This window comes from Hoeflea phototrophica DFL-43, assembly GCF_000154705.2.
In the GTDB taxonomy this organism is placed as follows: Bacteria; Pseudomonadota; Alphaproteobacteria; order Rhizobiales; family Rhizobiaceae; genus Hoeflea; species Hoeflea phototrophica.
In genome coordinates this window covers 2,925,853-2,947,873 of sequence record NZ_CM002917.1, presented here as the reverse complement: position 1 = coordinate 2,947,873, position 22,021 = coordinate 2,925,853, and the positions used below count along the sequence as shown (strand labels likewise).

Here is a 22,021-nt window from a genome sequence, read left to right as displayed (position 1 = left end):
GGCATACGGGACTCGAAGGATGCATCCATAGCATAGACGTGCGGGTCATCTACAGCCCATTCTATCTTGCGTTCCGGCACGAAGATTGCAATCGGGTGCAGCAGGTGCAACGGGATTTCTGTGGTTCAGGGCTGCCGGCTGGTCTTTCCCGTCACGCGAAGCCAGCGGCCGGCATGGTCAGGCGACTGGATTTTCTTGAAGCGGATCCCGGCTGTTTTTACCGTCTTCACATCATCGGACAGATTGTCGAGGACGAAGTCGCCGTCGCGGGTCCGCACCACCAGCACGGTATGTGGTTCCACACCATTGTGACCCATGGTGAGCAGCAATTGGGAGGACTTGTAGCCCTGCCTGAGCAGTTTGGCGCGTTTTGCCAGTGCGTAGTCCTCACAATCGCCTTTGCGGGTGCGCGCCGTCCAGTATTCCTTGCGGCCAAAAGCCTGCTGATCCGCCTGCGGCTTGATGGCCTTGTTGACCGAAAGATTGACCCGCTTGAGCAGGCTGAGGCTCGCGGCCGGCAGTTTCGAGGAAACCGTTCGGCTGCGGCAATCAGAAACATTGCGGGCGCAGTAGTCCACGTGACCATAGGGTCTGGAGGTCTCCTTGCCGGTTTTCAACCAGACCGAAGCCATTGATGGAGGTGTAAAGCCGAACAGACCAACAATCGCGACCAGGAGTATGGCGGGGATGCTCATGGATACAGCGAGGCTCCGTTGTTGTGTTCGGATCGTCAGACGGACGGGCAACAAGGCAATTTGCCTGGTCATGAGACTTCAAAACACGGACTATGGCAAGTGCCGGACTGTTTGGATTTGTCTGATCTGAAGTCTTTCTGTCAGGGCTGAACGTAAAAGCACACAGTCTTGTGGTTGGCGATCCAGGCAGGTCCGTTAGGTGCACAAAAAATCCTCAGCGCCTAATTTTTCAGCAACATGGGGTTTGTGACGCTCTGAGTTGACGGCAAAATCGTTTTGAACCCGTTGGAATCAGTGGATTTCACCAGATCTTTACGAATTGGCAAGCGGCTTGCTTTGCTTCCCTTCGTGAACAGCAACAGCTCGGAGGCTGATATGAAAATAACGACAAAATTGCGCAATGCGGGGGCAGCGGCGCTTCTTTCCACGGCACTTCTTTCGAATGTGGCTCAGGCCCAGGAAGAAACCATCAAGGTTGGCGTGTTGCACTCGCTTTCCGGCACGATGGCGATCTCGGAAACAACCCTTAAAGACACTATGCTCATGCTTATTGACGAGCAGAACGCCAAGGGCGGTCTTCTGGGCAAGCAGCTTGAAGCGGTCGTGGTCGACCCGGCTTCGGACTGGCCGCTTTTTGCGGAAAAAGCACGCGAACTTCTGACCGTTCAGAATGTCGACGTGATGTTCGGCTGCTGGACTTCGGTGAGCCGCAAGTCGGTTCTGCCGGTGATCGAGGAGCTCAACGGCCTGTTGTTCTACCCGGTCCAGTATGAGGGCGAAGAATCCTCCAAGAATGTCTTCTACACCGGTGCTGCGCCGAACCAGCAGGCAATTCCGGCAACTGACTACTTCCTGGAAGAGCTTGGCGTCGAAAAGTTTGCGCTGCTTGGCACCGACTACGTCTATCCGCGCACCACCAACAACATTCTTGAGGCCTATCTCAAGGACAAGGGCATTGCTGCCGAAGACATCTTCGTCAACTACACCCCGTTCGGGCATTCTGACTGGTCCAAGATCGTTGCTGACGTGGTGGCGCTTGGCGCCGACGGCAAGAAGGTCGGTGTGATCTCGACCATCAATGGTGACGCCAATATCGGCTTCTACAAGGAACTTGCTGCTGCCGGCGTTTCGGCCGACGATATTCCGGTTGTCGCTTTCTCCGTGGGTGAGGAAGAGCTCGCCGGTCTGGACACTTCCAACCTGGTAGGCCATCTGGCAGCCTGGAACTACTTCCAGTCCGCTGACAGCGACATCAATGCTGAGTTTGTGGCCAAGTGGAAAGCCTTCGCAGGCGAAGAGCGCGTCACCAATGACCCGATGGAAGCACACGTGATCGGCTTTGCAATGTGGGTCAAGGCTGTTGAGGCCGCAGGCACCACCGATGTCGATGCTGTTCGTGAAGCCATGTATGGCCTCGAAGTGCCGAACCTGACCGGCGGCACCGCCGTGATGCTTCCGAACCACCATCTGGCAAAGCCGGTGCTGATCGGCGAAATCCAGGCTGACGGCCAGTTCGACATCATCAGCCAGACAGCAGAAGTCCCCGGTGATGCCTGGACCGACTTCCTGCCTGAATCGGCTGTTCTGAAGTCGGATTGGAAAGAGCTCGGTTGCGGAATGTACAACACCGAGACTTCGACCTGCGTGCAGATCCAGTCGAACTACTAAGCTTTAAAAGGCGAGGGGGCCTTCGGGCCCCCTCAGTCATTTTGCTTTAATCCCTGAGAGTTTTTATGCTCCGCATACTCCTTCCCCTGATCTTGATTGCACTGTTTTGTGGCGTTGCTCCCGTCAAGGCGCAGGAAGCCAGCCTCAACGCTGTTCTTGAAACCCATCGAGAGATGATCGAACGTCCTTCACGCCGGACGATCGGCCCGGTGCTTGACGATCTGATCGCCAGCAAGGCGCCCGGCCTGGCCGTGTTTTTCGAAAGTTGGCGGGAAAAGCTGGTGTGGCAACGCCAGTCCGATGGCCGGTTCTTCTATGTCCGGGAGCTGGATGATGGCGATCTCATGCTGATCGATCTCGACAGCGGTGCAGAGGTCGAGGCGGTTGCCCAACGCGACATGAAGAATTTGAAGCCCAACAGCGGTGTGCGGGCGGTGATCGCCTCCGCACTGGTGCAGTTTCAGCTTTCCGACCCGGATCCGGAGCGCCGTCTCGAGGCTTTGACAGCGCTTGAGCGGAATGCCGATGCCTCTCATCTGAGTGTGTTGCGGGCTGCCATCGAATCCGAGACAGATCCGGTGATCAAGGCACGTAAAGTGCGGCTTGAATTGTTGTTGACCATCCAGTTCGGGACCGACCAGGCAGCAAGAATAGCCGCCATCGAGAGTTTTTCCGGCGATGCCGATGTGGATGTGCGCGCCGCGCTCAATCCCCTGGTTACCACTCGCCTGGAGGCTCACAAAGAACTGCCGGACGGAATCAATATCGCCAGAACGCTGGTTCCGGGAACCGGTATCGAATTGGACGCCGCCTATCAGATGTTGGTCGACGCAGGCGAGGCCCGACCCATCGTGCCGCTCGATGCGCGCAAGCAGGCACTGGTTGCCAACATCAAAGATGGCGTGGTCGGGGGTGTTCCGGTAGCCGAGCTTTCGACGCAGGACGCGAGAGACTGGGCCTACCGCCAGCTTGCCCAATCCGGCCTGGTGCCTGACCTGGTGACAGAGGCGGAGCAAGCAGCTGCACTCGAGGGGCATGTCTTTGTGGAGGTTTATGATGAGCCGGATCCGGCCATCACCGCTGCGGCTCAATCAGCGCTTTCCCAGATCAGCACCACCGTGGGTCTTTACCAGGTGGCCGATCTGGCGCTGGACGGTTTGTCGCTTGCGTCGATCTACTTTCTGGCGGCCATTGGTCTTGCCATCACCTTTGGGGTGATGGGGGTGATCAACATGGCCCATGGCGAGTTCATCATGATCGGCGCCTACACCGGTTATGTGGTGCAGCAGATCATTCCCGACTATACGGTCTCCATCATCGTTGCTTTGCCGCTGGCCTTTGCCGTGGCTTTCATGGCGGGTGTTGCCCTGGAACGTCTCGTCATCCGCCATCTGGCGCACCGGCCACTTGAAACGCTGCTTGCCACGTTCGGGATTTCGATTGCGCTGCAGCAGATCGCCAAGAACATCTTCGGCACCCAGGCACGCCCGCTGACGGCGCCGTCCTGGCTCGATGGCGCTTGGGTGCTCAATGATGTGGTTTCGATCAGCTATATCCGCATCGCGATCTTCGTGCTTGCACTGATCTTTCTGGGGCTGTTGCTGTTCATTCTCAACCGCACGCGGCTCGGCCTCGAGGTGAGGGCGGTGACGCAAAACCCGCGCATGGCCTCTTCCATGGGCATCAACCCCGACCGGATCAACATGCTGACCTTTGGCCTGGGCTCCGGGATTGCGGGCATTGCCGGCGTTGCAATCGGCTTGTTCGCGCAAGTCACCTCGGAACTGGGCTCAAGCTACATCGTGCAGAGCTTCATGACCGTGGTCGTGGGCGGTGTCGGCAATATCTGGGGAACGCTGGCGGGCGCCGGGATGATCGGCTCGCTGCAGAAGCTCATCGAGTTCTTCAATCCGTCGAACACGCTTGCCGCGCAGACCTACATGATCATCTTCATCATCATTTTCATTCAGTTCCGGCCCAAGGGCATCATTGCCCTCAAGGGCCGCGCGGCGGGGGATTGAACCATGGTGAGTAAGTCGTTGCTTGTGCGCCAACCTTCGGTGCTGATCTTCATCCTGCTGCTGGCGGCCTTCACGCTTGCGGTCACGGTGCTGTCCGAAGGTTTCGGGATCGGACTGGTGTCGACCAGTTTCGTCAAGGTGCTTGGCAAGACCCTGTGCCTGTGCCTGATCGCCATCGCGATGGATCTGGTCTGGGGCTATTGCGGGATCCTGTCACTGGGGCATTTCGCCTTCTTCGGGCTTGGCGGCTACATGATCGGCATGTGGCTGATGTATGAGCGGACCAAGGACATCGTTCTCAATTCGCTCTCCAGTGCGGAACTGCCGCCAACGCCGGACGAAGTGCGCGACGCGATCGGAACGCAGATCTTCGGTGTGGTCGGTGGTTCAGAGATTCCGATTGTCTGGTACTTCGCCGACAGTCTGGCGGCACAGCTGGCGCTGGTGGTTCTGGTGCCCGGGCTTCTGGCGCTGGTGTTCGGCTGGCTGGCCTTCCGCTCGCGGGTGACGGGGGTTTACCTCTCGATCCTGACCCAGGCGATGACGCTGGCGCTGTCGCTTTACCTGTTCCAGAACGATTCCGGTTTGCGCGGCAACAACGGGCTTTCGGGCCTGCAGAACCTGCCGGGTCTCACGGAGGTTCCGCAATCGGTGGTTTCGGTGTGGTTTTTCCTGGCCTCCGCGCTGGCGCTGGGGCTCGGTTATGTGCTTGCCGCCTATGTGGTCTCGGGCAAGTTCGGCAATGTGATCACGGCGATCCGTGATGACGAGACAAGAATCCGGTTCATGGGCTATCCGGTCGAAGCCTACAAGCTGGTGGTTTTCACGCTGACTGCTGTGATCGCGGCGATCGCGGGTGCGCTCTATTACCCGCAGGCAGGCATCATCAATCCTGCGGAAATTGCGCCTATTGCGTCGATCTATCTGGCTGTCTGGGTCGCGATCGGTGGCCGCGGCCGTATCTATGGCGCCGTTATCGGCGCAGCCCTGGTTTCGCTGCTGTCGTCCTGGTTCACCGGCGGGCAGGTGCCGAGCATCCCGCTGGGCTTCTACACCGTCGACTGGGTGGACTGGTGGCAGGTGCTGCTGGGCTTCGGCTTCGTGCTGGTGACGCTTTACGCACCGAACGGGATCGGCGGGCTGTTTGACCGGCTGATCAGAAAGGACGCCCCATGAGCGCGCTTCTTGAGGTGATCTCTGTTTCGGTTTCGTTTGACGGGTTCAAGGCGATCAATGGTCTGTCCTTCGAAATCGGCAGCCAGGAGCTTCGCGCGGTGATCGGGCCCAATGGTGCCGGCAAGACGACGTTTATGGACATCGTTACGGGCAAGACCCGGCCGGATGAAGGCAAGGTGCGTTTTGGTGATCCGATGATGGATCTGCTGCGGATGTCGGAGAGTCAGATCGCGCGCGCCGGTGTCGGACGGAAATTCCAGCGGCCCACCGTGTTCGAGAGCCAAAGCGTGCGCGACAATCTGATGATGGCTTTGAGCGGAGACCGCTCTCCGTTTCAGGTGATGGTCTACCGGCCTACAAGCGAGGATACGGACCGGATCGAGGCCCTTGCGGCCGAAATCGGTCTGTCTGACGAACTGGACCGCATCTCCGGGGAGCTGTCGCACGGGCAGAAGCAATGGCTGGAAATCGGCATGTTGCTGGCTCAGGATCCGAAGCTGCTGCTGGTCGACGAGCCTGCGGCGGGGATGACGCTGGGTGAGCGCGAGCATACCACCGATCTGTTGCGGCGGGCGGCAGAGACGCGGGCGGTCGTGGTTGTCGAACACGATATGGAGTTCGTTCGCCGGTTGGGTTGTAAGGTGACGGTGCTGCATGAGGGATCGGTTCTGGCCGAAGGCTCGCTTGACCATGTGACCGCCAATTCCGACGTCATTGACGTGTATCTGGGGCGCTGAGAGATGCTTGAGATCGAAAACCTCACCCTGCATTACGGGCAGTCGCCAATCCTGAAAGGTGTGTCGCTGCGCGCCGAGACGGGGAAGGTGACCTGTGTGATGGGGACCAACGGCGTGGGCAAGACCAGCCTTTTGAAAGCCATCTCTGGTGTGCATCACCGCTCTGGAGGCGAATACCGGCTTGATGGCGAAGTGCTGGCCAAACCCCCGGCCTATGACCTCGCTGCCAAAGGTGTCGGCTATGTGCCACAGGGACGCGATATCTTCCCGCTGCTGACGGTGACGGAAAATCTTGAGACCGGTTTTGCCTGTCTGCCGCGATCCGAACGTGGGATCCCGGATCATATCTACGATCTGTTTCCCGTGCTCAAGGATATGCGAAACCGGCGCGGCGGCGACCTGTCTGGGGGACAGCAGCAGCAATTGAGCATTGCGCGGGCGTTGATCACCAAGCCGAAACTGTTGCTGCTTGATGAGCCGACCGAAGGCATCCAGCCCAACATCATCCAGCAGATCGGCCGGGTGATCGCGTTGCTGCGGGATCAGGGCGAGATGGCGATTGTGCTTGTGGAGCAGTATTTCGAATTCGCCTACGGCCTTGCAGACCGGTTCTGTGTGCTTGAACGCGGCGAGGTCAAGATTGAAGGCGACCGTGAGAGCGTCAGCAAGGAAAGCCTGCGCCAAGCTGTGTCGGTGTAAGGGCCGCGACTTTGATGGGAGCGCTGTGTTGATTGCAAGTTAGGCGATTGGCGCAGGGTTTGGCACCAACTGCCGAAATGCTGTGCATCGGATGCCTTCCAAAGGCGAAAAAATCCATTGTTTCCGGGTGTTTGGAAACTGGCACGGCACGTGCTTTCTAAAGTGCAGATCCAGAGGGGATCGAAAACGACGCCGAAACCGGCGCGACCAAGAAGACGCCTGAAAAGGGTGCACAAAGAGCCGCTGGGCGGGTTTCCTTCCGCAGGGTTTTGACCGAGACCCATTCCGCCTGGCGGCTCTTTTTCCCTAAACCTCCTGTAAGGCAAGCCGGTGGAAACCTGGCCCTCCCGTAAGATTTCGCGGGATTGCTACGGGCTGGCGTCCAGCTGTATTTCGGCGGACAGGCCGCTCTTGAGCGACCGTCGTTCGGGCCACTTGCGGTCGACCACCCAGTCCGTGGCGGCGGCGGCGATCCAAATGGCAAACAGCGTCACCCAGGCGGTCAGCGCAAAGATGCTGGCGCCGGTGACGCCCGCGCCGACCGCACAGCCGCCGGCGAGCATGCCGCCAAACCCCATCAGTGCGGCACCGGTCAGATACCGGCGCATCGACGCACCATCTTCGAACCCCTGCAACTGAAGCTGTCCGCTTAGCCAGGCCGCGATGAAGGCGCCCAGGAAGACGCCCGGAACCAGGCCGACATCGAAATCGATCATCGAGCCGGGTTGCGACAAGAACAGCATCAGCGTGTCGGCGGACGGGCCGGTGAAGCTCAAGGCCTCCAGTTGGACCGGCTCGAAGGCCACGGACGCCATGGCATTGGTAAACCACCAGGCCAGCGGGATGCAGGCGCCGACGCCGAGTGCGGCGAGCGCTGTCCAGAGACCGATCCTGCGCCATACCGCCAGGCCGATGCTTGCAACAAACCCCAGAGCGACGATCACGCCTGCAGCCGTTCCGGACACGCCGGAAAGCGTAAGCAGATCATTCGAGCCGATGGTGATCGTGGTTAGTGGCGCGGCCAGGGTCTCGCGCAGAGGCGAGAGAAATCCGTGCAGGCTCGCCTGCGCCACGACGGCAAACACCAGACCTGAGAGCAGCGCGCGCAGATTGCCTGTTGCCGAAAGCACCAGCAGGCGCGACGAGCAGCCGCGTGCGAGCACCATGCCCGCACCAAACAGCAATCCACCGATGGCGGCGCCCGAGAGGCTTTGCGGAGAGGCCAGCTGACGGGCCTCGCGGGCCAGGAACAGGCCTTGGTTGGACAGTATCATCGTGCCGGTTATGGCTGTCGAAAACACGATCAGCCAGATCGCAAGCTTGCTGCCGATCTGGCCGCGGGAGAACTCGATGGCTGCCGCGCGCAGACAAAAACGGCTCTGCTGGGCGAACGCGCCAAACAGCGCGCCGATCACGGCACCGCCGATCAAAAGTGTCCAATTGTCGCCGAACCGGTCGGCCAGTTGCGCAAGGTCCATTTTGTGTCCCCCTGACGCTCACAATCGGCTATTTTCGCCAAAGCACATTGACCTGGGTCAAGACAAAAGCAAATATTCAAATAAATATATGTGGGAGGTATTTTTATGGATTCGCTTGATCTGACGAGACGCAATCTTCTCAAGGGCGGGGTGGCTGCGGGCGCCGCCATGGTTCTGCCGGCGGGATCCGGGCTTATGGGCGCAAGCCCGGCGCAGGCTTTTGAAATCGGGGATGGGGTGTTGTCGGTCATCAGTGACGGCAATCTGGTGTTGCCGTTGAGCTTTTCCTATCCCGACGCGCCGCAGGATGAACTTGTTGCACTGCTTGAAGCCAATGGTCTGCCGACAGACACGCTGGTTCCCGATTGCAACATCCCGGTGCTTAAAACAGGCGATCGGGTGATCCTGTTTGATCTCGGTGCCGGCCCCAATTTCATGCCGTCGGCGGGGCAACTCGGTGACAATATGGCCGACGCCGGGCTTGATCCTGCAGATGTGACGGATGTGATCTTCACCCATGCCCATCCGGACCATCTGTGGGGACTGGTCGATGATTTCGACGAGTTGGTTTTTGCCAATGCCGCCTACCATATGGGCCGGGCGGAATGGGACTATTGGCGCGACCCGGGCACCGTTGATGCGATGCCGGAGGCGCGCAAGAGCTTCGCCGTAGGTGCTCAGAACCGGATGGCTTTTCTTAAGGACAGCATCAACCTGTTCGAACCCGGCACTGAAGTGTTGCCGGGCGTCGAGGCCGTTGACACATCCGGCCATACGCCGGGCCATATGTCCTTCATGCTGCATGGTGGTGACGATCCGGTGCTGATCGCCGGTGACGCGATCCTGCATCACATCGTGTCGTTCGAGCATCCCAACTGGCCGAGTGGTTCGGATCAGGATCCGGACAAGGGAATTGCCACCCGGGCATCGTTGCTGGACCGTCTGGTGACTGACAAGGCACGACTGGCTGCCTACCATCTGCCTGATCCTGGAAAGGGCAGGGTGGAGCGCAACGGCATCGTCTTCCGATTTATGGCTGAGGGATAAGCGTTACGGATTTTCCGATTTGGGGGCACGCCAGTCGGCGATGAAGCCGAAGGGGGTGCCCTCGACGAGCATGCCAAGCCCCATCCGTGCGCCCAGGGCAATCGAGATCATCACCAAGGGAACCGATATCGCCATCAGTGAGAACGCGCTCACGCCCTGGCCGATGGTGCAGCCGAGTGCAAAGACGCCGCCGGTTCCCATCAGGAATGCGCCCAACAGATGGCGACCGAGTTCGCGTGCATCGTCACAGGCTTCCCAGCGCATGTCATCGGAACGGAAGGCGGACAGGGCTGCGCCCAGAAACACGCCCACGACCAGACCCACGCCATAATCGGGAAATTCTCCGGTAAAGGCGATGATCTGCAGGATGGTATCGCCGACCGGCATGACGAAGGAGCCTGCCTCGACCTGGACCGGCCGCAGCGCATGGGCGGCGTAGCTGCTGGTGATGACCCAGCCCGCGGCAATGCACAAGCCGATGATGATTCCCGCAGAAACCCGGCTCCGCTCGGCGCGGAAGACTGATGATTTGAACACCCACCACAAACCGCCTGCACCAATGAGCAGCGCCAATGGCAGCGCCACATTGAACCCGAGCATCCCGGAGGCAAGCGCGCCGAGGGACTGGCCGCCATAGGCATTCAGGTCAATGGACATCGGCTCGAGCAGATTGATCCGTATATGTGCGGTGATACCCCGTTGAGCTGCGAGTGCCGCAAGCCCGAGGCCGGTTAGTACCACCAGTGCGCGCAGATTGCCTCCGCCCAGCCGCACGATCGCTCCAAAGCCGCAGGTGCCGACCAGGGCCATGCCGAAACCGAACATAAGGCCGCCAAGGATGGCGCCGGCGAGCGGCATTGGTTCGGTAAGGTAGAAGGATCTGCTGACATCAACCAAACCGGTTGCGGCGAGCACCTGGGTGGCAATCAGCGCGGTGATGGCTGCGAGCACCCAGGACCGCAGCGGGCGGTCATCGCCAGCATACCAATGACGTTCCAACGCTGCCATGGTGCAGAAATGGCTTCGCCTCGCGGTAAAGCCGATGACCCCGCCGACCGCGCAACCGGACACTGCAAGCACCCACCCTGAATCGAGCATGATGACGTTCCCTCCCTGTGACCGGCGTTTTGGCACCGGCTATCCGGACACTGGTTTGGCGCCTTGTGGGGCCGCCGCCGTGTCCGTCCTCAATTTTGACCGTCCCTCCTCAAGGCCGATCTTCCGTCTGACCGGGCTCCGCCCCGGACATCTGGTCTGCGAAGACTATTGAGCTGGCACCAGCTTCGCAACCTCAACAATTTCGGGATCATTTCCGCGCCTTGATGGAATCGTATCAGCTGTCATCTTTCACCGGTTGGCAAAGCAGGTCGTACATGCTGGCGACCAGAGCCGATATCTCGACGCTGGAGATCGAGTAGTGGATCATCCTGCCTTCGCGCCGCGCCTGGACCAGACGGTCGAAGCGCAAACGGGCAAGTTGCTGTGAGACGGCGGCCTGGGGCAGGCAGAGAAGATCTTCCAGCTCGGAAACCGTTCTCTCCTCTTTCGACAAAAGCCAGAGGATCATCAGCCGGGTTTCATGGGACAGCGCCTTGAGCACATCGCTGGCCTTTCGGGCCTGAACAGCCAGATCCGTCAGTTCCTGTGCGGCCAGATCCGAATGGCCCGGTCCTGATCCCTGCGGCATTGATTGCCCCTTACAGTCCGGCTCGGTGTCGGAGACTGCCCGCATCTTTTCCGAGGGCTGTTCCACCATGGTCATTGGTCGAGCTTGGCCAGCATGTCGTCGATGAGGTGCCAGAAAAACTCGTCACCGGGATAACCGCGCAGCCGCGCGATTTCCTTACCCTCCTCAACAAGGACGAAAGTGGGCGTGAAACGCTCGATCGCGATATTGGCCAGATCCTCCGGTACAGGTTCATGGATATCGACACGGCGCAGCGGAGCGCGCTTGCCCTGCTCGGTCTTGGGCCATGCTGGAGCGATTTCAGCGTTGAAACGCTTGCACCAGGCGCAGCCCGCCTGTTCATACATTATCAGTTCAGCAGCCTTGGCAGATCCCGCAAATGCGAGCAGGAGGAAAAGGGTTGCTGTGAATCGCGACATCATGGCGATGCTCCCGCGGCCCCTTCTGGTGGCCGAAAATAGTGATTGCAATATATATTGTATTTTGCATATCTAGCAAACGCATTCTTGCATGACTTGGTGCGGTTGGATACGCAGGATTGCAATCACGGGAGGATGACACAGGTGATCGATGTCGGATACGGAGCCGCTTTTCTGGCGGGCTTGATGTCGTTTTTTTCACCCTGCGTCCTGCCGATCGTGCCGCCATATCTCGCCTATCTTGCCGGTATGACATTCAATGAAGTCCAGAACGCGGACGCCGACCGCGCTGCGTCGCGCCGTATCGCTGTTGCCTCGATTGCCTTCGTGCTCGGCTTCACCACGGTGTTCGTGGCACTTGGTGCGACAGCCAGTGTTATCGGCCAATCCCTGGCGCGCTATTTCGATACTCTGGCGATCATTGCCGGTATCCTCATCTTGCTGATGGGCCTGCATTTCCTGGGCGTTTTCCGGTTCGCGCTGCTTTACCGCGAGGCGCGGGTTCAGGTTGAGCGCAAGCCGGCCGGTGTTGTTGGTGCGTATGTGATGGGCCTTGCTTTTGCATTTGGCTGGACGCCGTGCGTGGGGCCGATCCTGGCGGCGATCCTGTTTATAGCGGCGGCCAAGGAAACCGCCGCGCAGGGCGCCATGCTGCTGGGTCTTTATGCGCTTGGCATTGGGATTCCCTTTGTCATTGCCGGCTTTTTCGCAAGCCGCTTCATTGCGGTGTCAAACCGGTTCAAGAAACACATGGCCTTGATTGAGAAGGCCATGGGTGTGCTGTTGGTGATCACTGGCGTATTGTTCATGACCGGGCAGATGTCCCGAATCGCGCAATGGCTGCTTGAGATGTTCCCTGCATTTGCCACCATCGGATAGGAGAATGATCATGATCAGACGTGTGTTTCTCGTTTTGGCCGCCTTCGCGACACTTACCTTCCAGGCCTGGTCGGCGGAGGTTGGCGAAGACGGCCTGCACAAGCAGGACTGGTTTGCCTTGACCTTCCGTGATGTCGCAGAGGACATCGAGACCGCGCGCGAAGAGGGCAAGCGACTGGTGATGATCTTCGAGCAGCGTGGCTGCATCTACTGCGCCCAGATGCATGAAAAGCTGCTTGCAGACCCCGAAGTGGCCGATTTCATCAAGTCGCGGTTCAAGGTGGTCCAATACAACATGTTCGGCGACGAGGAAGTCACTGATCTGGATGGCGAAGTGCTGACCGAGAAAACCGCAGCGCGGAAATGGGGCTATGTGTTCACGCCCACGCTGATGTTTTTGCCTGAAGAGGCGCCGGAAGGCATGACCGCGGCCGAAGCGGCGGTTGCGACCATGCCGGGCGCCTTCGGCAAATGGACATTTCTGAATATGTTCAAATGGGTTGACGAGAAAGGCTATGAGGGCGAAGAGCACTTCCAGAAGTACCATGCACGCATCATCAACGAATTGCGCGCCGCGGGACGGCTGGAGTCAGAATGAGCTTAGACTAATTACACATTCAAAAAATCATATTATTGCATTGAATGTCAGGCGACAAACGATTATCGTCTGAATCGGAGAGGGAACCGGACCGTTCGTGTCCGGGCAATCGGAGGAGGGTACGCCCTATGCCAAGGCGGAATAAATTTCTGGTGGTTCTGGCGGCAGCGGCAACGCTGTCAGGAAGCGCTTTTGCGAGTGAGGTCGCGCCTGACGCTGTCGAGTTCACGGATGATGGTGTGATCGCGTCACTGACCGGTGTCGCGGGGGATCCTGCTGCGGGTGCAGAGGTCTTCATGAATCGCAGGCTTGGCAATTGTCTTGCCTGCCATGCCAATGCCGACATGGCTGACCAGCTTTTTCATGGCAATGTCGGGCCTGAGATGGATGGTGTTGCGTCGCGATGGGAAGAGCCCATGCTGCGGGCTATTCTGGTGAATTCCAAGGAAATTTTCACCGAAGAAACCGTCATGCCGGGCTTTTATTCGCTGGAAGTCGGCAAGGATGTGCGGGAAGAATCCATCGGCAAGACGATCCTGACTGCACAGCAGGTCGAGGATGTCTTGGCCTATCTTGGCACACTCAAAGAGTAGGCCGCTGAAAGTCAATGTGGAGCAGAGGAGCTCGAAAATCATGCAACTGACAAGACGAAACGTCTTAGGCCTGTCTGTGGGTGCTGCGGCATTCACACTGGCAGGCGGCCGTATCGGCCCTGCGAACGCCGCAACCGATGCGACTCAAAAAGCCATCATGGATTTCACGGGCGGCACGGCGCCGGGTGAAGGAAAAGTCACGCTGACCGCACCGGAAATTGCTGAAAACGGCAACACCGTTCCGGTGAGCGTCAGCGTCGACAGCGCCATGGCGGGTGACGATCTGGTGGAATCGATCATCGTGTTTGCCGATGGCAACCCGAATCCGGCAGTGGCCACGTTCCATTTCACTGAAATGAGCGGCGCCGCTCTCGCGACAACGCGTATCCGCCTGGCAAAGACCCAGGACGTGATCGCTGTTGCGAAGATGAAGGACGGCTCGGTGTTCATGGACACCAAGCAGGTCAAGGTAACCATCGGCGGCTGCGGCGGCTGAACCAGGACAGGATTGAGAACAATGGCTTCAAAACCACGCATCAAGGTTCCCAAGTCGGCTTCTGCCGGCGAGGTGATTACCATCAAGACCCTGATCAGCCACGAGATGGAATCGGGTCAGCGCAAGGACAAGGACGGCAATCCGATTCCGCGTCAGATCATCAACAAGTTTACCTGCAGCTTTGAAGGGCAGACGGTGTTCGAATGTGATCTGGATCCGGCGATTTCTTCCAATCCCTATTTCGAGTTCAACGCCAAGGTGGCCCAGAGCGGTACGTTCAAGTTTACCTGGGTTGATGATGACGGTTCGGTCTATGAGGCCGAGGCGCCGATCGAAGTCAACTAACAACGAATGAGAAACGGCGCGGGCGGGAGACCGGTGCCGGGCATTCTCGGGAGGGTGGAGACTGTTATGAAGAGACTTTTGATAGCCGGGGTCGCCTTGGCGGTGGCGACGACGTTCGGCGCAGTGCATGGCGCCATGGCTGATCCGGTTGACGACACGCTGGTCATCGACGAAACGCCGATTGTCACGCGCACCGCAGCGCCTGAAGGGCATCCGTTTGACGAGGTGATGTCGGGCTGGCTTTTCCGTGAAAGCGAAACGCGCGATCTGTCCCGCGATACTTTCGAAAATCCGGGTATGATCGCCGTCGAAGATGGCGAAGTCCTGTGGAACACGGTGATGGGCACTGAAGGCAAGTCCTGCGCGACCTGTCATGAAGATGTTGCTGTGAGCATGAAGGGTGTTGGCGCGAATTACCCCAAATGGGACGCTGATTCCGGCAAGCCGATCAATGTCGAGCTTCAGATCAACAAGTGCCTGACCGACCAGATGGGCGCTGAAGCCCTCCCATTCAACAAGGGCGGCCAGCAGGAGCTCACATCCTATATCAAGCATCAATCGCTTGGGATGCCGGTTGAGATTGATCTTTCCCAAGGTGAGATGCAGTCTTGGTGGGAAAAGGGCAAAGAGGTTTACTACACCCGTACGGGCCAGTTGAACCTCGCTTGCGCGAGCTGCCACGAAACTGCGATGGGCAAGATGATCCGCGCCGACCATTTGAGCCAGGGGCAGGTCAACGGATTTCCGACCTATCGTCTCAAGAGTGGCCTGACGTCACTGCATCAGCGGTTCCGCGGTTGCATTCGTGACACCCGCGCCGAGCAGCCCAAGGCTTTCTCGGATGAGCTTATGGCGCTTGAAACCTATGTGACATGGCGCGGTACCGGTCTTTCGGTCGAAACCCCCGCTGTCCGCCAGTAGGCACCAAAATGGCGGGAGGCGTTTTGGCGCCTCCTAGCCGCTACCGCGACCGGCGCTTGAGGGCAGCTGTAGTGCGGGCCAAGTTCAGGCCGGTCAGCGAGAAACAGGGAATTCGCAGCGTCCGTTCCCGCGTCTCAATCGACGCCCGGCGCAGTGATGAATGAAAAAGCAATGGCAAAAACAATCTGGTGTAAACCGGAACGGCTTTGCTCGTCGTTTTTTCTGAATGGAGACTGGGATGTATACCCGACGCGATTTTATGCAATTTGCGCTCAATGCCGGCTTTGCGCTCGGTGCGGCTGGCCTTGGCTCCAATGTGAGCCGCGCATTGGCGCAGCAGAAGCTGACCCAGGACGATCTGCTCAAATTCGATTCCAAGGGGCAGGTTACACTTCTCCATTTCACCGATGCCCATGCCCAGCTCAAGCCGGTCTTCTTCCGTCCGCCGGACACCAATATCGGTGTCGGTGACTTTGCCGGCATCCCGCCGCATCTCGTCGCCGAAGAGTTTCTCGAGTATTTCGGAATCGAGAAGGGCAGCGCCATGGCCTACGCCCATACCATGGTCGATTATGTTGACCTCGCCCGCACCTATGGCCGGCTTGGCGGCCTCGACAGGACGGCGACGCTGGTCAAGGCGATCCGCGCCGAACGCGGTGACGACAAGGTGCTGTTTCTCGATGGTGGCGACACTTGGCAGGGCTCCTACAGCTCACTGAAAACCAACGGCATGGACATGGTCGAGTGCATGAAGCTGCTCAAGCCTGATGCCATGACCGGCCATTGGGAGTTTACCTTGGGTGAAGATCGCTTCCTCGAGCTGGTGGAAGCCATGGGCTATCCGTTCCTGGCGTCGAACATTTTCGATGCGGAATGGGATGAGCCAGCTTTCGAACACACTGCCTTTTTCGAACGCGGCGGTGTCAATGTCGCCGTCATAGGCCAGGCCATGCCCTACACGCCGATCGCCAATCCTCGCTGGATGTTCCCGCAATGGTCCTTCGGAATCCGCCCGGAAGTGCTGCAGGCCAATGTGGATGCGGCGCGTGCGGAAGGGGCCGAGATCGTTGTGCTTCTGTCTCACAACGGGTTCGATGTCGACCGCAAACTCGCCGGTGTGGTCAATGGCCTTGATGTGATTGTCACCGGTCACACCCATGATGCCACGCCGCGGGCGCTGGAGGTGGGCGGAACGCTTCTGATGTCGGCGGGGTCGCACGGCAAATATCTCGGCCGGATCGATCTTGAGGTGAAGGATGGCAAGGTTGCAGGCTTCAGCTCGAACCTGATCCCGGTGTTTTCCGATGTGATCACGCCTGATCCCGAGATGGCCGCGAAGATCGATGAAGTGCGTGCGCCCTATGAGGACGAGTGCAACAGGGTGATCGGACGCACCGACAGCCTGCTTTACCGCCGGGGCAATTTCAACGGCACCTGGGATGACCTGATCTGCCAGGGCATCATGGAAGAGCGCGACACGCAGATTGCGCTGTCGCCCGGGTTCCGCTGGGGGACGACGCTGCTGCCCGGTTCGGACATCACCATCGACGATCTCTATTCCGAGACCTCGATGAGCTACCCGTCGGTTTACCGGCTCGAGTTCACCGGTGCGCAGCTCAAAGAGATCATGGAGGATGTCTGCGACAACCTCTTCAACAAGGATCCGTTCCTGCAACAGGGTGGCGACATGGTTCGGGTCGGCGGCTTCACCTATGCCTGCGCACCCGATGCCGCGATGGGCAGCCGCATCTCGGAGATGCGCCTGACCTCCAATGGTGAGCCGATCGAAGCGGACAAGAGCTACACTGTGGGCGGCTGGGCCTCGGTCAACGAGGGTGTTGAAGGTCCCGCAATCTACGATCTGATGGAAGATTACATCACCAAGAAGCAAGTCGTTTCGCTGGATCCAGATGCGGCTGCGGTCAAGGTGATCCAATAAGGCGGACGGGATGCGAACACGCTCTTGTTGGGCCGGGAACATGACGGAGTTGAAGATGCAAATGCTGGACATGCTCCACAGGAGGAGGACCTCATGGTAAGCGAAACTGAGCCTAAAGGGCCCAAGACCGCCGCGTCACGGCGCAATTTTCTCAAGACCGGTCTGATGGCGGGTGCGGCTGTTGCCACAGGAACGGGCGTGGCGAAAGCCGCGGGCGATCCGCTGATTACGGAAATCCAGGACTGGAACCGCTATCTGGGCGAGGGTGTTGATGCCGCCCCCTATGGCAGCCCTTCGGAGTTTGAGGCCCATGTGGTTCGCCGCAATGTGCCCTGGCTGACGGCTGATCCGGTGTCGTCGATCAATTTCACACCGCTGCATGAGCTTGACGGCATCATTACACCCAATGGCCTCTGCTTCGAGCGCCACCATGGCGGAACGGCAGTGATCAATCCCGCCGAACACCGGCTGATGATCAACGGTCTGGTCGACACGCCACTGGTGTTCACCATGGAAGACCTGAAACGGTTCCCGCGTGAAAACCGGGTCTATTTCCTTGAATGCGCGGCCAATGGCGGCATGGAGTGGAGGGGCGCCCAGCTCAATGGCTGTCAGTTCACCCACGGCATGATCCATTGCGTGGTCTATACCGGCGTGCCGCTGCGCTATCTGCTGGAAGAGGCCGGGGTCAAGACAAACGGCAAATGGCTTCTCGCCGAGGGCGCCGACGCATCTGCCATGACCCGCTCGATCCCGATGGAGAAGGCGCTTGATGATTGTCTCGTCGCCTTCAAGATGAATGGCGAGGCATTGCGGGCCGAGCAGGGCTATCCGCTGCGGCTGTGCGTGCCCGGCTGGGAAGGCAATATGTGGGTCAAGTGGCTGCGCCGGCTTGAGGTCGGCGATGAGCCCTGGCATCAGCGCGAGGAAACCTCGAAATACACCGACCTACTGGCCAGCGGTAAGGCCCGGCGGCACACATGGGTGATGGATGTGAAATCCGTGATCACCAGCCCGAGTCCCCAGGCGCCGGTAACCCACGGCAAGGGGCCGCTGGTCATCTCCGGTCTTGCCTGGTCGGGCGACGGCACGATCAAGCGCGTTGATGTGTCGATCGACGGCGGCCGCAACTGGCAGCAGGCTCGCATTGACGGGCCGAGCTTGCCCAAGGCGCTGCACCGGTTCTATCTCGACATCAATTGGGATGGCTCCGATCTGCTTCTGCAATCGCGCGCCATTGATGATCAGGGGTTTGTGCAGCCGACGAAGAACGAGCTTCGCTCAGCGCGTGGCGAGAATTCGATCTATCATAACAATGGCATCCAGACATGGCACGTCAACACTGACGGGGTGGTTGAAAATGTTGAAGTTTCCTAAGACGGCGGCGGTTGCCGCACTGACGTTGGCTGTCTTTGCCAGCCCATCACTGGCCGATGGTGATGTCGGGGCGGGCGAGAAAGTCTTCAAGAAGTGTGGCGCCTGCCACATGGTCGGCGAGGGTGCAAAGCACCGGGTCGGCCCGCATCTCAATGATATGTTCGGCCGGACGGCGGGTACGGTTGACGGGTACAAGTATTCAAAGGCGATGATCGAAGCCGGTGAGGGTGGACTGGTCTGGAGTGCCGAGACGCTGGCACAGTTCATGATCAAGCCGAAAGACATGGTCAAGGGCACCAAGATGTCCTTTGCCGGCCTCAAAAAAGACGAGGACATCGTCAATCTCACGGCCTATCTGAAAACCTTCTCTGCCGACGAGGCCGCAGCTGCACCAGCCGCAGAGGCTGAGGAACCGGCTGTCGAGACAGCTGCGGCAACTGCTGAACCCGCGCCTGAACCTGCCGCTGCCTCTCTGGACTTCGAACCCAGCAAGGGTGCTTTTGGTCTCGGACGGGTGGCCATGCCGGCTGAGGTTGCTGCCTGGGACATCGATATCAGACCCGACGGCATGGGGCTTCCTGCCGGCAAGGGCACTGTTGCGGATGGCGAGCCGATATACACCGAGGCCTGCGCCGTTTGCCATGGTGATTTCGGCGAGGGCGCGGGGCGTTGGCCGGTGCTTGCAGGCGGCCAGGATTCACTCACACGCGAGCGGCCGGAAAAGACCATCGGATCCTACTGGCCCTATCTGTCGACGGTGTTCGACTATGTCCGCCGGGCGATGCCGTTCGGTGATGCCAGGTCGCTGTCGGATGATGATGTCTACGCGCTCACGGCGTATCTTCTGTATCTCAACGATGTTGTCGATGATGAGGAATTCGAGCTCTCGAACGAAAACTTTGCCTCGGTGCGATTGCCCAATGAAACGAATTTCTTTGACGACAACCGGATGGATGAACCACACTATGCCAAGGGAGTTGAACCTTGCATGAGCGATTGCAAGCCGGGACCGGTTGAAATCACAGCGCGTGCCCAGGTGCTCGATGTGACGCCGGAGGGCGAGGGTGACGAGAACACCGGCGGTGGTATCGACTGAGGCGATTGCTTGCTGAGACGCGGGAGGGCGTCCGGGAGGAACGGGATGGGTTTACTACACGGCCATGACGATGAAAGTGCAGGTGCTCGCCGGCTTGCGCCTGCGCTATTCATGGCCGTTCAGATGGTCGCGCTTTGGGCCGTTGGTGCGGCGGCCGAGGAGGGCGCACGGCTGTTCAAGAACTGCGCCACCTGCCATGAGATCGGCGAGGGGGCCAAGCACAAGGTCGGACCACACCTGGATGGGCTTTTTGGCAGGCCCGCCGGGGGGCTTGCGGATTTCAAATATTCCGACGGAATGCGCAGGGCTGGCGAAGACGGGCTTGTCTGGGATGCCGAAGCGCTCGCGCAATTTCTTGAGAAGCCGCGTGGGTTCATCAAGGGCAATCGCATGTCCTATCGCGGCATGCCGGATGCGGATGACCGCGCCACCCTTATTGGCTGGCTTGAAACCGCAACACAAAGCGCCCCCGCCGAAAACCCTGCCCGTGTTGCAGGCTCCGAACTGGATGGCGAAGTGCACAGTTTCACGGACATCGTGCTGCAGATCGACGGTGACCCTGACTACGGGGAGTATCTCGCCGGCGATTGTCTGACCTGCCATCAGGCCACCGGTCATGCTGACGGCATTCCATCGATTGTCGGTCTGCCGAAGGATTATTTCATCCGCGCATTGTTTGAGTACCGGACCAATGTGCGTTCCAACGAAGTTATGAAACTACGGGTGGCCAATCTCGCCAATGACGAGATCGCGGCTCTGGCTGCCTATTTCAGTTCGCTTGAGCCGCAATAGAAACAGAATATGTCACTTGGGAGGAAACCATGACACGCTTGACCAGACGACAATTCGGACTTTTCGCCAGTGCCGGCGCGGCCACACTTGCGCTGCCAACCTATCTGCGCGCACAGGGGAAACCACGTGTTGTGGTGATCGGCGGTGGCGCCGGTGGGGCCACGGCTGCCCGCTACATCGCCAAGGACTCGGAAGGCGCAATCGATGTGACCCTGATTGAGAGTTCGGAGACTTTCACCACCTGCTTCTTCTCCAATCTCTATGTCGGCGGTTACCGGACCTTTGAATCCATCACCCACAGCTATGACGGCCTGCAGTCGAATTACGGCATCACCAAAGTGACCGGTATGGCCATGGGCGTGGACCGAGCCAACAAGGTGGTTACCATGGCCGATGGTGCGTCGGTCCCCTATGACCGGTTGGTGGTTTCGCCTGGTATCGACCTGATCTGGGATTCGATCGAGGGCTATTCTGAAGAAGCGGCAGAAACCGCGCCTCATGCCTGGAAGGCCGGACCGCAGACGCAATTGCTCAAGGCAAAGCTCGATGCCATCGAGAATGGCCAGCAGATCGTCATGGTCGCCCCGCCCAACCCCTATCGCTGCCCGCCCGGCCCCTATGAGCGGGCCTCGATGATGGCACATGTGCTCAAGGAAAAGGGATTGATGGATTCGAAGGTGATCATCATCGATCCGAAGGAAAAGTTCTCCAAGCAGGGCGTGTTCCAGGAAGGCTGGGAGAAGCATTATCCGGGCATGATCGAATGGTATGGCCCCGATATTCATGGCGGGATTGTCAATGTTGATGTGAATGCGGGGACCGTGGAGACCGATCTTGATACATTCTCGGGCGCCTTGCTCAACGTGATCCCGGCCCAGAAGGCAGGCGCCATTGCGGCGGCAGCAGGGCTCACCAACGACAGCGGTTTCTGCCCGATCGAGCCGGACAGCATGCGGTCGACCATGGATGAATCCGTCTATGTCATCGGTGACGCGTGCATTGCCGGCGACATGCCCAAATCGGGCTTTTCCGCCAACAGCCAGGCAAAGGTCGCGGCAATGAATGTGCGCGGCGATCTGATTGGTTCGAAGGTGTTCCCGGCCAAGTTCGCCAACACCTGTTGGAGCCTGATTGAGACCGACGACAACATCAAGGTTGGCGCGCAATATGCGCCCGGCGACGGCAAAATCGCCTCGACCGGCGGCTTCGTCAGCCAGACCGGCGAAGATGCCGCCATTCGCAAGACCAACTATGAAGAGGCGGTGGGTTGGTATGCCGGCATCACCACCGACATGTTCGGCGCATAAAGACACGCCTTCCGGCGGATAGTGTTCCCAGGGGCGGACCAGGAAGGGCCG

The 22,021-nt window shown here is 59.1% G+C and carries 22 protein-coding genes; 17 read left to right on the top strand and 5 right to left on the bottom strand.

What is annotated here, in order from left to right; all coding sequences use genetic code 11:
- Positions 1 to 125: 125 nt before the first annotated feature.
- A complete protein-coding gene (locus HPDFL43_RS13980) occupies positions 126 to 695 on the bottom strand; it encodes a transglutaminase-like cysteine peptidase (RefSeq protein WP_007198014.1) in 570 nt (189 codons plus the stop codon).
- 375 nt (positions 696 to 1,070) lie between these two features.
- Between HPDFL43_RS13980 and urtA the strand changes: the two genes are divergently transcribed.
- The 5 genes from urtA (at position 1,071) to urtE (ending at position 6,996) form a co-directional block, all read left to right on the top strand.
- On the top strand, positions 1,071 to 2,363 hold the full coding sequence (urtA, locus tag HPDFL43_RS13975) for an urea ABC transporter substrate-binding protein (protein ID WP_040450233.1): 1,293 nt from the start codon (positions 1,071 to 1,073) through the stop codon (positions 2,361 to 2,363).
- Positions 2,364 to 2,428: 65 nt separating this feature from the next.
- Complete coding sequence (gene urtB, locus HPDFL43_RS13970; protein WP_007198012.1) at positions 2,429 to 4,384, top strand: urea ABC transporter permease subunit UrtB; 1,956 nt, start codon at positions 2,429 to 2,431, stop codon at positions 4,382 to 4,384.
- Between the two features lie 3 nt (positions 4,385 to 4,387).
- Complete coding sequence (gene urtC / locus HPDFL43_RS13965; RefSeq protein ID WP_040449244.1) at positions 4,388 to 5,560, top strand: urea ABC transporter permease subunit UrtC; 1,173 nt, start codon at positions 4,388 to 4,390, stop codon at positions 5,558 to 5,560.
- The gene (urtD, locus tag HPDFL43_RS13960) at positions 5,557 to 6,297 is read left to right on the top strand and encodes an urea ABC transporter ATP-binding protein UrtD (protein WP_007198010.1); all 741 of its coding nucleotides are present in this window, start codon (positions 5,557 to 5,559) and stop codon (positions 6,295 to 6,297) included. Before urtC ends, urtD begins: the two co-directional genes overlap by 4 nt.
- Positions 6,298 to 6,300: 3 nt before the next feature.
- Positions 6,301 to 6,996, top strand: a complete 696-nt coding sequence (urtE, locus tag HPDFL43_RS13955; RefSeq protein WP_007198009.1) for an urea ABC transporter ATP-binding subunit UrtE — start codon at positions 6,301 to 6,303, stop codon at positions 6,994 to 6,996.
- A gap of 368 nt (positions 6,997 to 7,364) precedes the next feature.
- Here the strand turns inward: urtE and HPDFL43_RS13950 are convergent, their stop codons facing one another.
- Positions 7,365 to 8,474, bottom strand: a complete 1,110-nt coding sequence (locus HPDFL43_RS13950; RefSeq protein ID WP_007198008.1) for a YeeE/YedE family protein — start codon at positions 8,472 to 8,474, stop codon at positions 7,365 to 7,367.
- A 105-nt stretch (positions 8,475 to 8,579) separates the two neighbouring features.
- On the opposite strand from HPDFL43_RS13950, the gene HPDFL43_RS13945 reads away from it, so the two are divergent.
- Positions 8,580 to 9,521 (top strand): MBL fold metallo-hydrolase, encoded by a 942-nt coding sequence (locus tag HPDFL43_RS13945; protein ID WP_007198007.1) that lies wholly within the window; start codon positions 8,580 to 8,582, stop codon positions 9,519 to 9,521.
- A 3-nt stretch (positions 9,522 to 9,524) separates the two neighbouring features.
- Here HPDFL43_RS13945 and HPDFL43_RS13940 read toward each other — a convergent pair whose 3' ends face one another.
- The 3 genes from HPDFL43_RS13940 to HPDFL43_RS13930 form a co-directional block, all read right to left on the bottom strand.
- Complete coding sequence (locus HPDFL43_RS13940) at positions 9,525 to 10,619, bottom strand: YeeE/YedE family protein (RefSeq protein WP_040449243.1); 1,095 nt, start codon at positions 10,617 to 10,619, stop codon at positions 9,525 to 9,527.
- Positions 10,620 to 10,854: 235 nt separating this feature from the next.
- Positions 10,855 to 11,208, bottom strand: a complete 354-nt coding sequence (locus HPDFL43_RS13935) for an ArsR/SmtB family transcription factor (protein ID WP_040450231.1) — start codon at positions 11,206 to 11,208, stop codon at positions 10,855 to 10,857.
- A 71-nt stretch (positions 11,209 to 11,279) separates the two neighbouring features.
- On the bottom strand, positions 11,280 to 11,630 hold the full coding sequence (locus HPDFL43_RS13930; protein ID WP_007198003.1) for a thioredoxin domain-containing protein: 351 nt from the start codon (positions 11,628 to 11,630) through the stop codon (positions 11,280 to 11,282).
- 132 nt (positions 11,631 to 11,762) lie between these two features.
- Between HPDFL43_RS13930 and HPDFL43_RS13925 the strand changes: the two genes are divergently transcribed.
- The 11 genes from HPDFL43_RS13925 (at position 11,763) to HPDFL43_RS13875 (ending at position 21,970) form a co-directional block, all read left to right on the top strand.
- Positions 11,763 to 12,506 (top strand): cytochrome c biogenesis CcdA family protein, encoded by a 744-nt coding sequence (locus tag HPDFL43_RS13925; RefSeq protein ID WP_007198002.1) that lies wholly within the window; start codon positions 11,763 to 11,765, stop codon positions 12,504 to 12,506.
- A 4-nt stretch (positions 12,507 to 12,510) separates the two neighbouring features.
- Positions 12,511 to 13,104: a thioredoxin family protein gene (locus HPDFL43_RS13920; RefSeq protein WP_007198001.1), complete on the top strand. Its 594-nt coding sequence runs from the start codon at positions 12,511 to 12,513 to the stop codon at positions 13,102 to 13,104.
- A gap of 128 nt (positions 13,105 to 13,232) precedes the next feature.
- On the top strand, positions 13,233 to 13,697 hold the full coding sequence (soxX, locus tag HPDFL43_RS13915) for a sulfur oxidation c-type cytochrome SoxX (RefSeq protein ID WP_052093204.1): 465 nt from the start codon (positions 13,233 to 13,235) through the stop codon (positions 13,695 to 13,697).
- Positions 13,698 to 13,737: 40 nt separating this feature from the next.
- Complete coding sequence (gene soxY, locus HPDFL43_RS13910) at positions 13,738 to 14,193, top strand: thiosulfate oxidation carrier protein SoxY (RefSeq protein ID WP_040449242.1); 456 nt, start codon at positions 13,738 to 13,740, stop codon at positions 14,191 to 14,193.
- 21 nt (positions 14,194 to 14,214) lie between these two features.
- Positions 14,215 to 14,538, top strand: coding sequence for a thiosulfate oxidation carrier complex protein SoxZ (gene soxZ / locus HPDFL43_RS13905; RefSeq protein ID WP_007197998.1), 324 nt, complete (start codon positions 14,215 to 14,217; stop codon positions 14,536 to 14,538).
- A gap of 66 nt (positions 14,539 to 14,604) precedes the next feature.
- Positions 14,605 to 15,459: a sulfur oxidation c-type cytochrome SoxA gene (gene soxA, locus HPDFL43_RS13900; RefSeq protein ID WP_084594661.1), complete on the top strand. Its 855-nt coding sequence runs from the start codon at positions 14,605 to 14,607 to the stop codon at positions 15,457 to 15,459.
- A 238-nt stretch (positions 15,460 to 15,697) separates the two neighbouring features.
- Positions 15,698 to 17,398, top strand: a complete 1,701-nt coding sequence (gene soxB, locus HPDFL43_RS13895; RefSeq protein ID WP_040449241.1) for a thiosulfohydrolase SoxB — start codon at positions 15,698 to 15,700, stop codon at positions 17,396 to 17,398.
- A 93-nt stretch (positions 17,399 to 17,491) separates the two neighbouring features.
- Positions 17,492 to 18,775, top strand: coding sequence for a sulfite dehydrogenase (gene soxC / locus HPDFL43_RS13890; protein ID WP_007197995.1), 1,284 nt, complete (start codon positions 17,492 to 17,494; stop codon positions 18,773 to 18,775).
- Positions 18,759 to 19,871 carry a c-type cytochrome gene (locus tag HPDFL43_RS13885; RefSeq protein ID WP_007197994.1) on the top strand — a complete coding sequence of 371 codons (1,113 nt, stop codon included), beginning with the start codon at positions 18,759 to 18,761 and terminating at the stop codon, positions 19,869 to 19,871. The genes soxC and HPDFL43_RS13885 overlap by 17 nt, the downstream gene beginning before the upstream one ends.
- A 45-nt stretch (positions 19,872 to 19,916) precedes the next feature.
- Positions 19,917 to 20,663 (top strand): c-type cytochrome, encoded by a 747-nt coding sequence (locus HPDFL43_RS13880; protein ID WP_156970278.1) that lies wholly within the window; start codon positions 19,917 to 19,919, stop codon positions 20,661 to 20,663.
- A 29-nt stretch (positions 20,664 to 20,692) separates the two neighbouring features.
- Positions 20,693 to 21,970 (top strand): NAD(P)/FAD-dependent oxidoreductase, encoded by a 1,278-nt coding sequence (locus HPDFL43_RS13875; RefSeq protein WP_007197992.1) that lies wholly within the window; start codon positions 20,693 to 20,695, stop codon positions 21,968 to 21,970.
- Positions 21,971 to 22,021: the final 51 nt, after the last annotated feature.

Bases quoted from the DNA above. Each gene is read 5' to 3' on its own strand.
- urtB (WP_007198012.1), top strand. From the start codon at position 2,429: ATGCTCCGCATACTCCTTCCCCTGATCTTGATTGCACTGTTTTGTGGC.
- soxA (WP_084594661.1), top strand. From the start codon at position 14,605: ATGAAGAGACTTTTGATAGCCGGGGTCGCCTTGGCGGTGGCGACGACG.
- soxB (WP_040449241.1), top strand. From the start codon at position 15,698: ATGTATACCCGACGCGATTTTATGCAATTTGCGCTCAATGCCGGCTTT.
- HPDFL43_RS13935 (WP_040450231.1), bottom strand. From the start codon at position 11,208: ATGCCGCAGGGATCAGGACCGGGCCATTCGGATCTGGCCGCACAGGAA.
- urtC (WP_040449244.1), top strand. From the start codon at position 4,388: ATGGTGAGTAAGTCGTTGCTTGTGCGCCAACCTTCGGTGCTGATCTTC.
- soxC (WP_007197995.1), top strand. From the start codon at position 17,492: ATGGTAAGCGAAACTGAGCCTAAAGGGCCCAAGACCGCCGCGTCACGG.
- soxZ (WP_007197998.1), top strand. From the start codon at position 14,215: ATGGCTTCAAAACCACGCATCAAGGTTCCCAAGTCGGCTTCTGCCGGC.
- HPDFL43_RS13980 (WP_007198014.1), bottom strand. From the start codon at position 695: ATGAGCATCCCCGCCATACTCCTGGTCGCGATTGTTGGTCTGTTCGGC.
- HPDFL43_RS13950 (WP_007198008.1), bottom strand. From the start codon at position 8,474: ATGGACCTTGCGCAACTGGCCGACCGGTTCGGCGACAATTGGACACTT.
- soxY (WP_040449242.1), top strand. From the start codon at position 13,738: ATGCAACTGACAAGACGAAACGTCTTAGGCCTGTCTGTGGGTGCTGCG.
- urtA (WP_040450233.1), top strand. From the start codon at position 1,071: ATGAAAATAACGACAAAATTGCGCAATGCGGGGGCAGCGGCGCTTCTT.
- HPDFL43_RS13920 (WP_007198001.1), top strand. From the start codon at position 12,511: ATGATCATGATCAGACGTGTGTTTCTCGTTTTGGCCGCCTTCGCGACA.
- urtD (WP_007198010.1), top strand. From the start codon at position 5,557: ATGAGCGCGCTTCTTGAGGTGATCTCTGTTTCGGTTTCGTTTGACGGG.
- HPDFL43_RS13945 (WP_007198007.1), top strand. From the start codon at position 8,580: ATGGATTCGCTTGATCTGACGAGACGCAATCTTCTCAAGGGCGGGGTG.
- HPDFL43_RS13930 (WP_007198003.1), bottom strand. From the start codon at position 11,630: ATGATGTCGCGATTCACAGCAACCCTTTTCCTCCTGCTCGCATTTGCG.
- HPDFL43_RS13925 (WP_007198002.1), top strand. From the start codon at position 11,763: ATGACACAGGTGATCGATGTCGGATACGGAGCCGCTTTTCTGGCGGGC.
- urtE (WP_007198009.1), top strand. From the start codon at position 6,301: ATGCTTGAGATCGAAAACCTCACCCTGCATTACGGGCAGTCGCCAATC.
- HPDFL43_RS13940 (WP_040449243.1), bottom strand. From the start codon at position 10,619: ATGCTCGATTCAGGGTGGGTGCTTGCAGTGTCCGGTTGCGCGGTCGGC.
- HPDFL43_RS13885 (WP_007197994.1), top strand. From the start codon at position 18,759: ATGTTGAAGTTTCCTAAGACGGCGGCGGTTGCCGCACTGACGTTGGCT.
- HPDFL43_RS13875 (WP_007197992.1), top strand. From the start codon at position 20,693: ATGACACGCTTGACCAGACGACAATTCGGACTTTTCGCCAGTGCCGGC.
- soxX (WP_052093204.1), top strand. From the start codon at position 13,233: ATGCCAAGGCGGAATAAATTTCTGGTGGTTCTGGCGGCAGCGGCAACG.
- HPDFL43_RS13880 (WP_156970278.1), top strand. From the start codon at position 19,917: ATGGGTTTACTACACGGCCATGACGATGAAAGTGCAGGTGCTCGCCGG.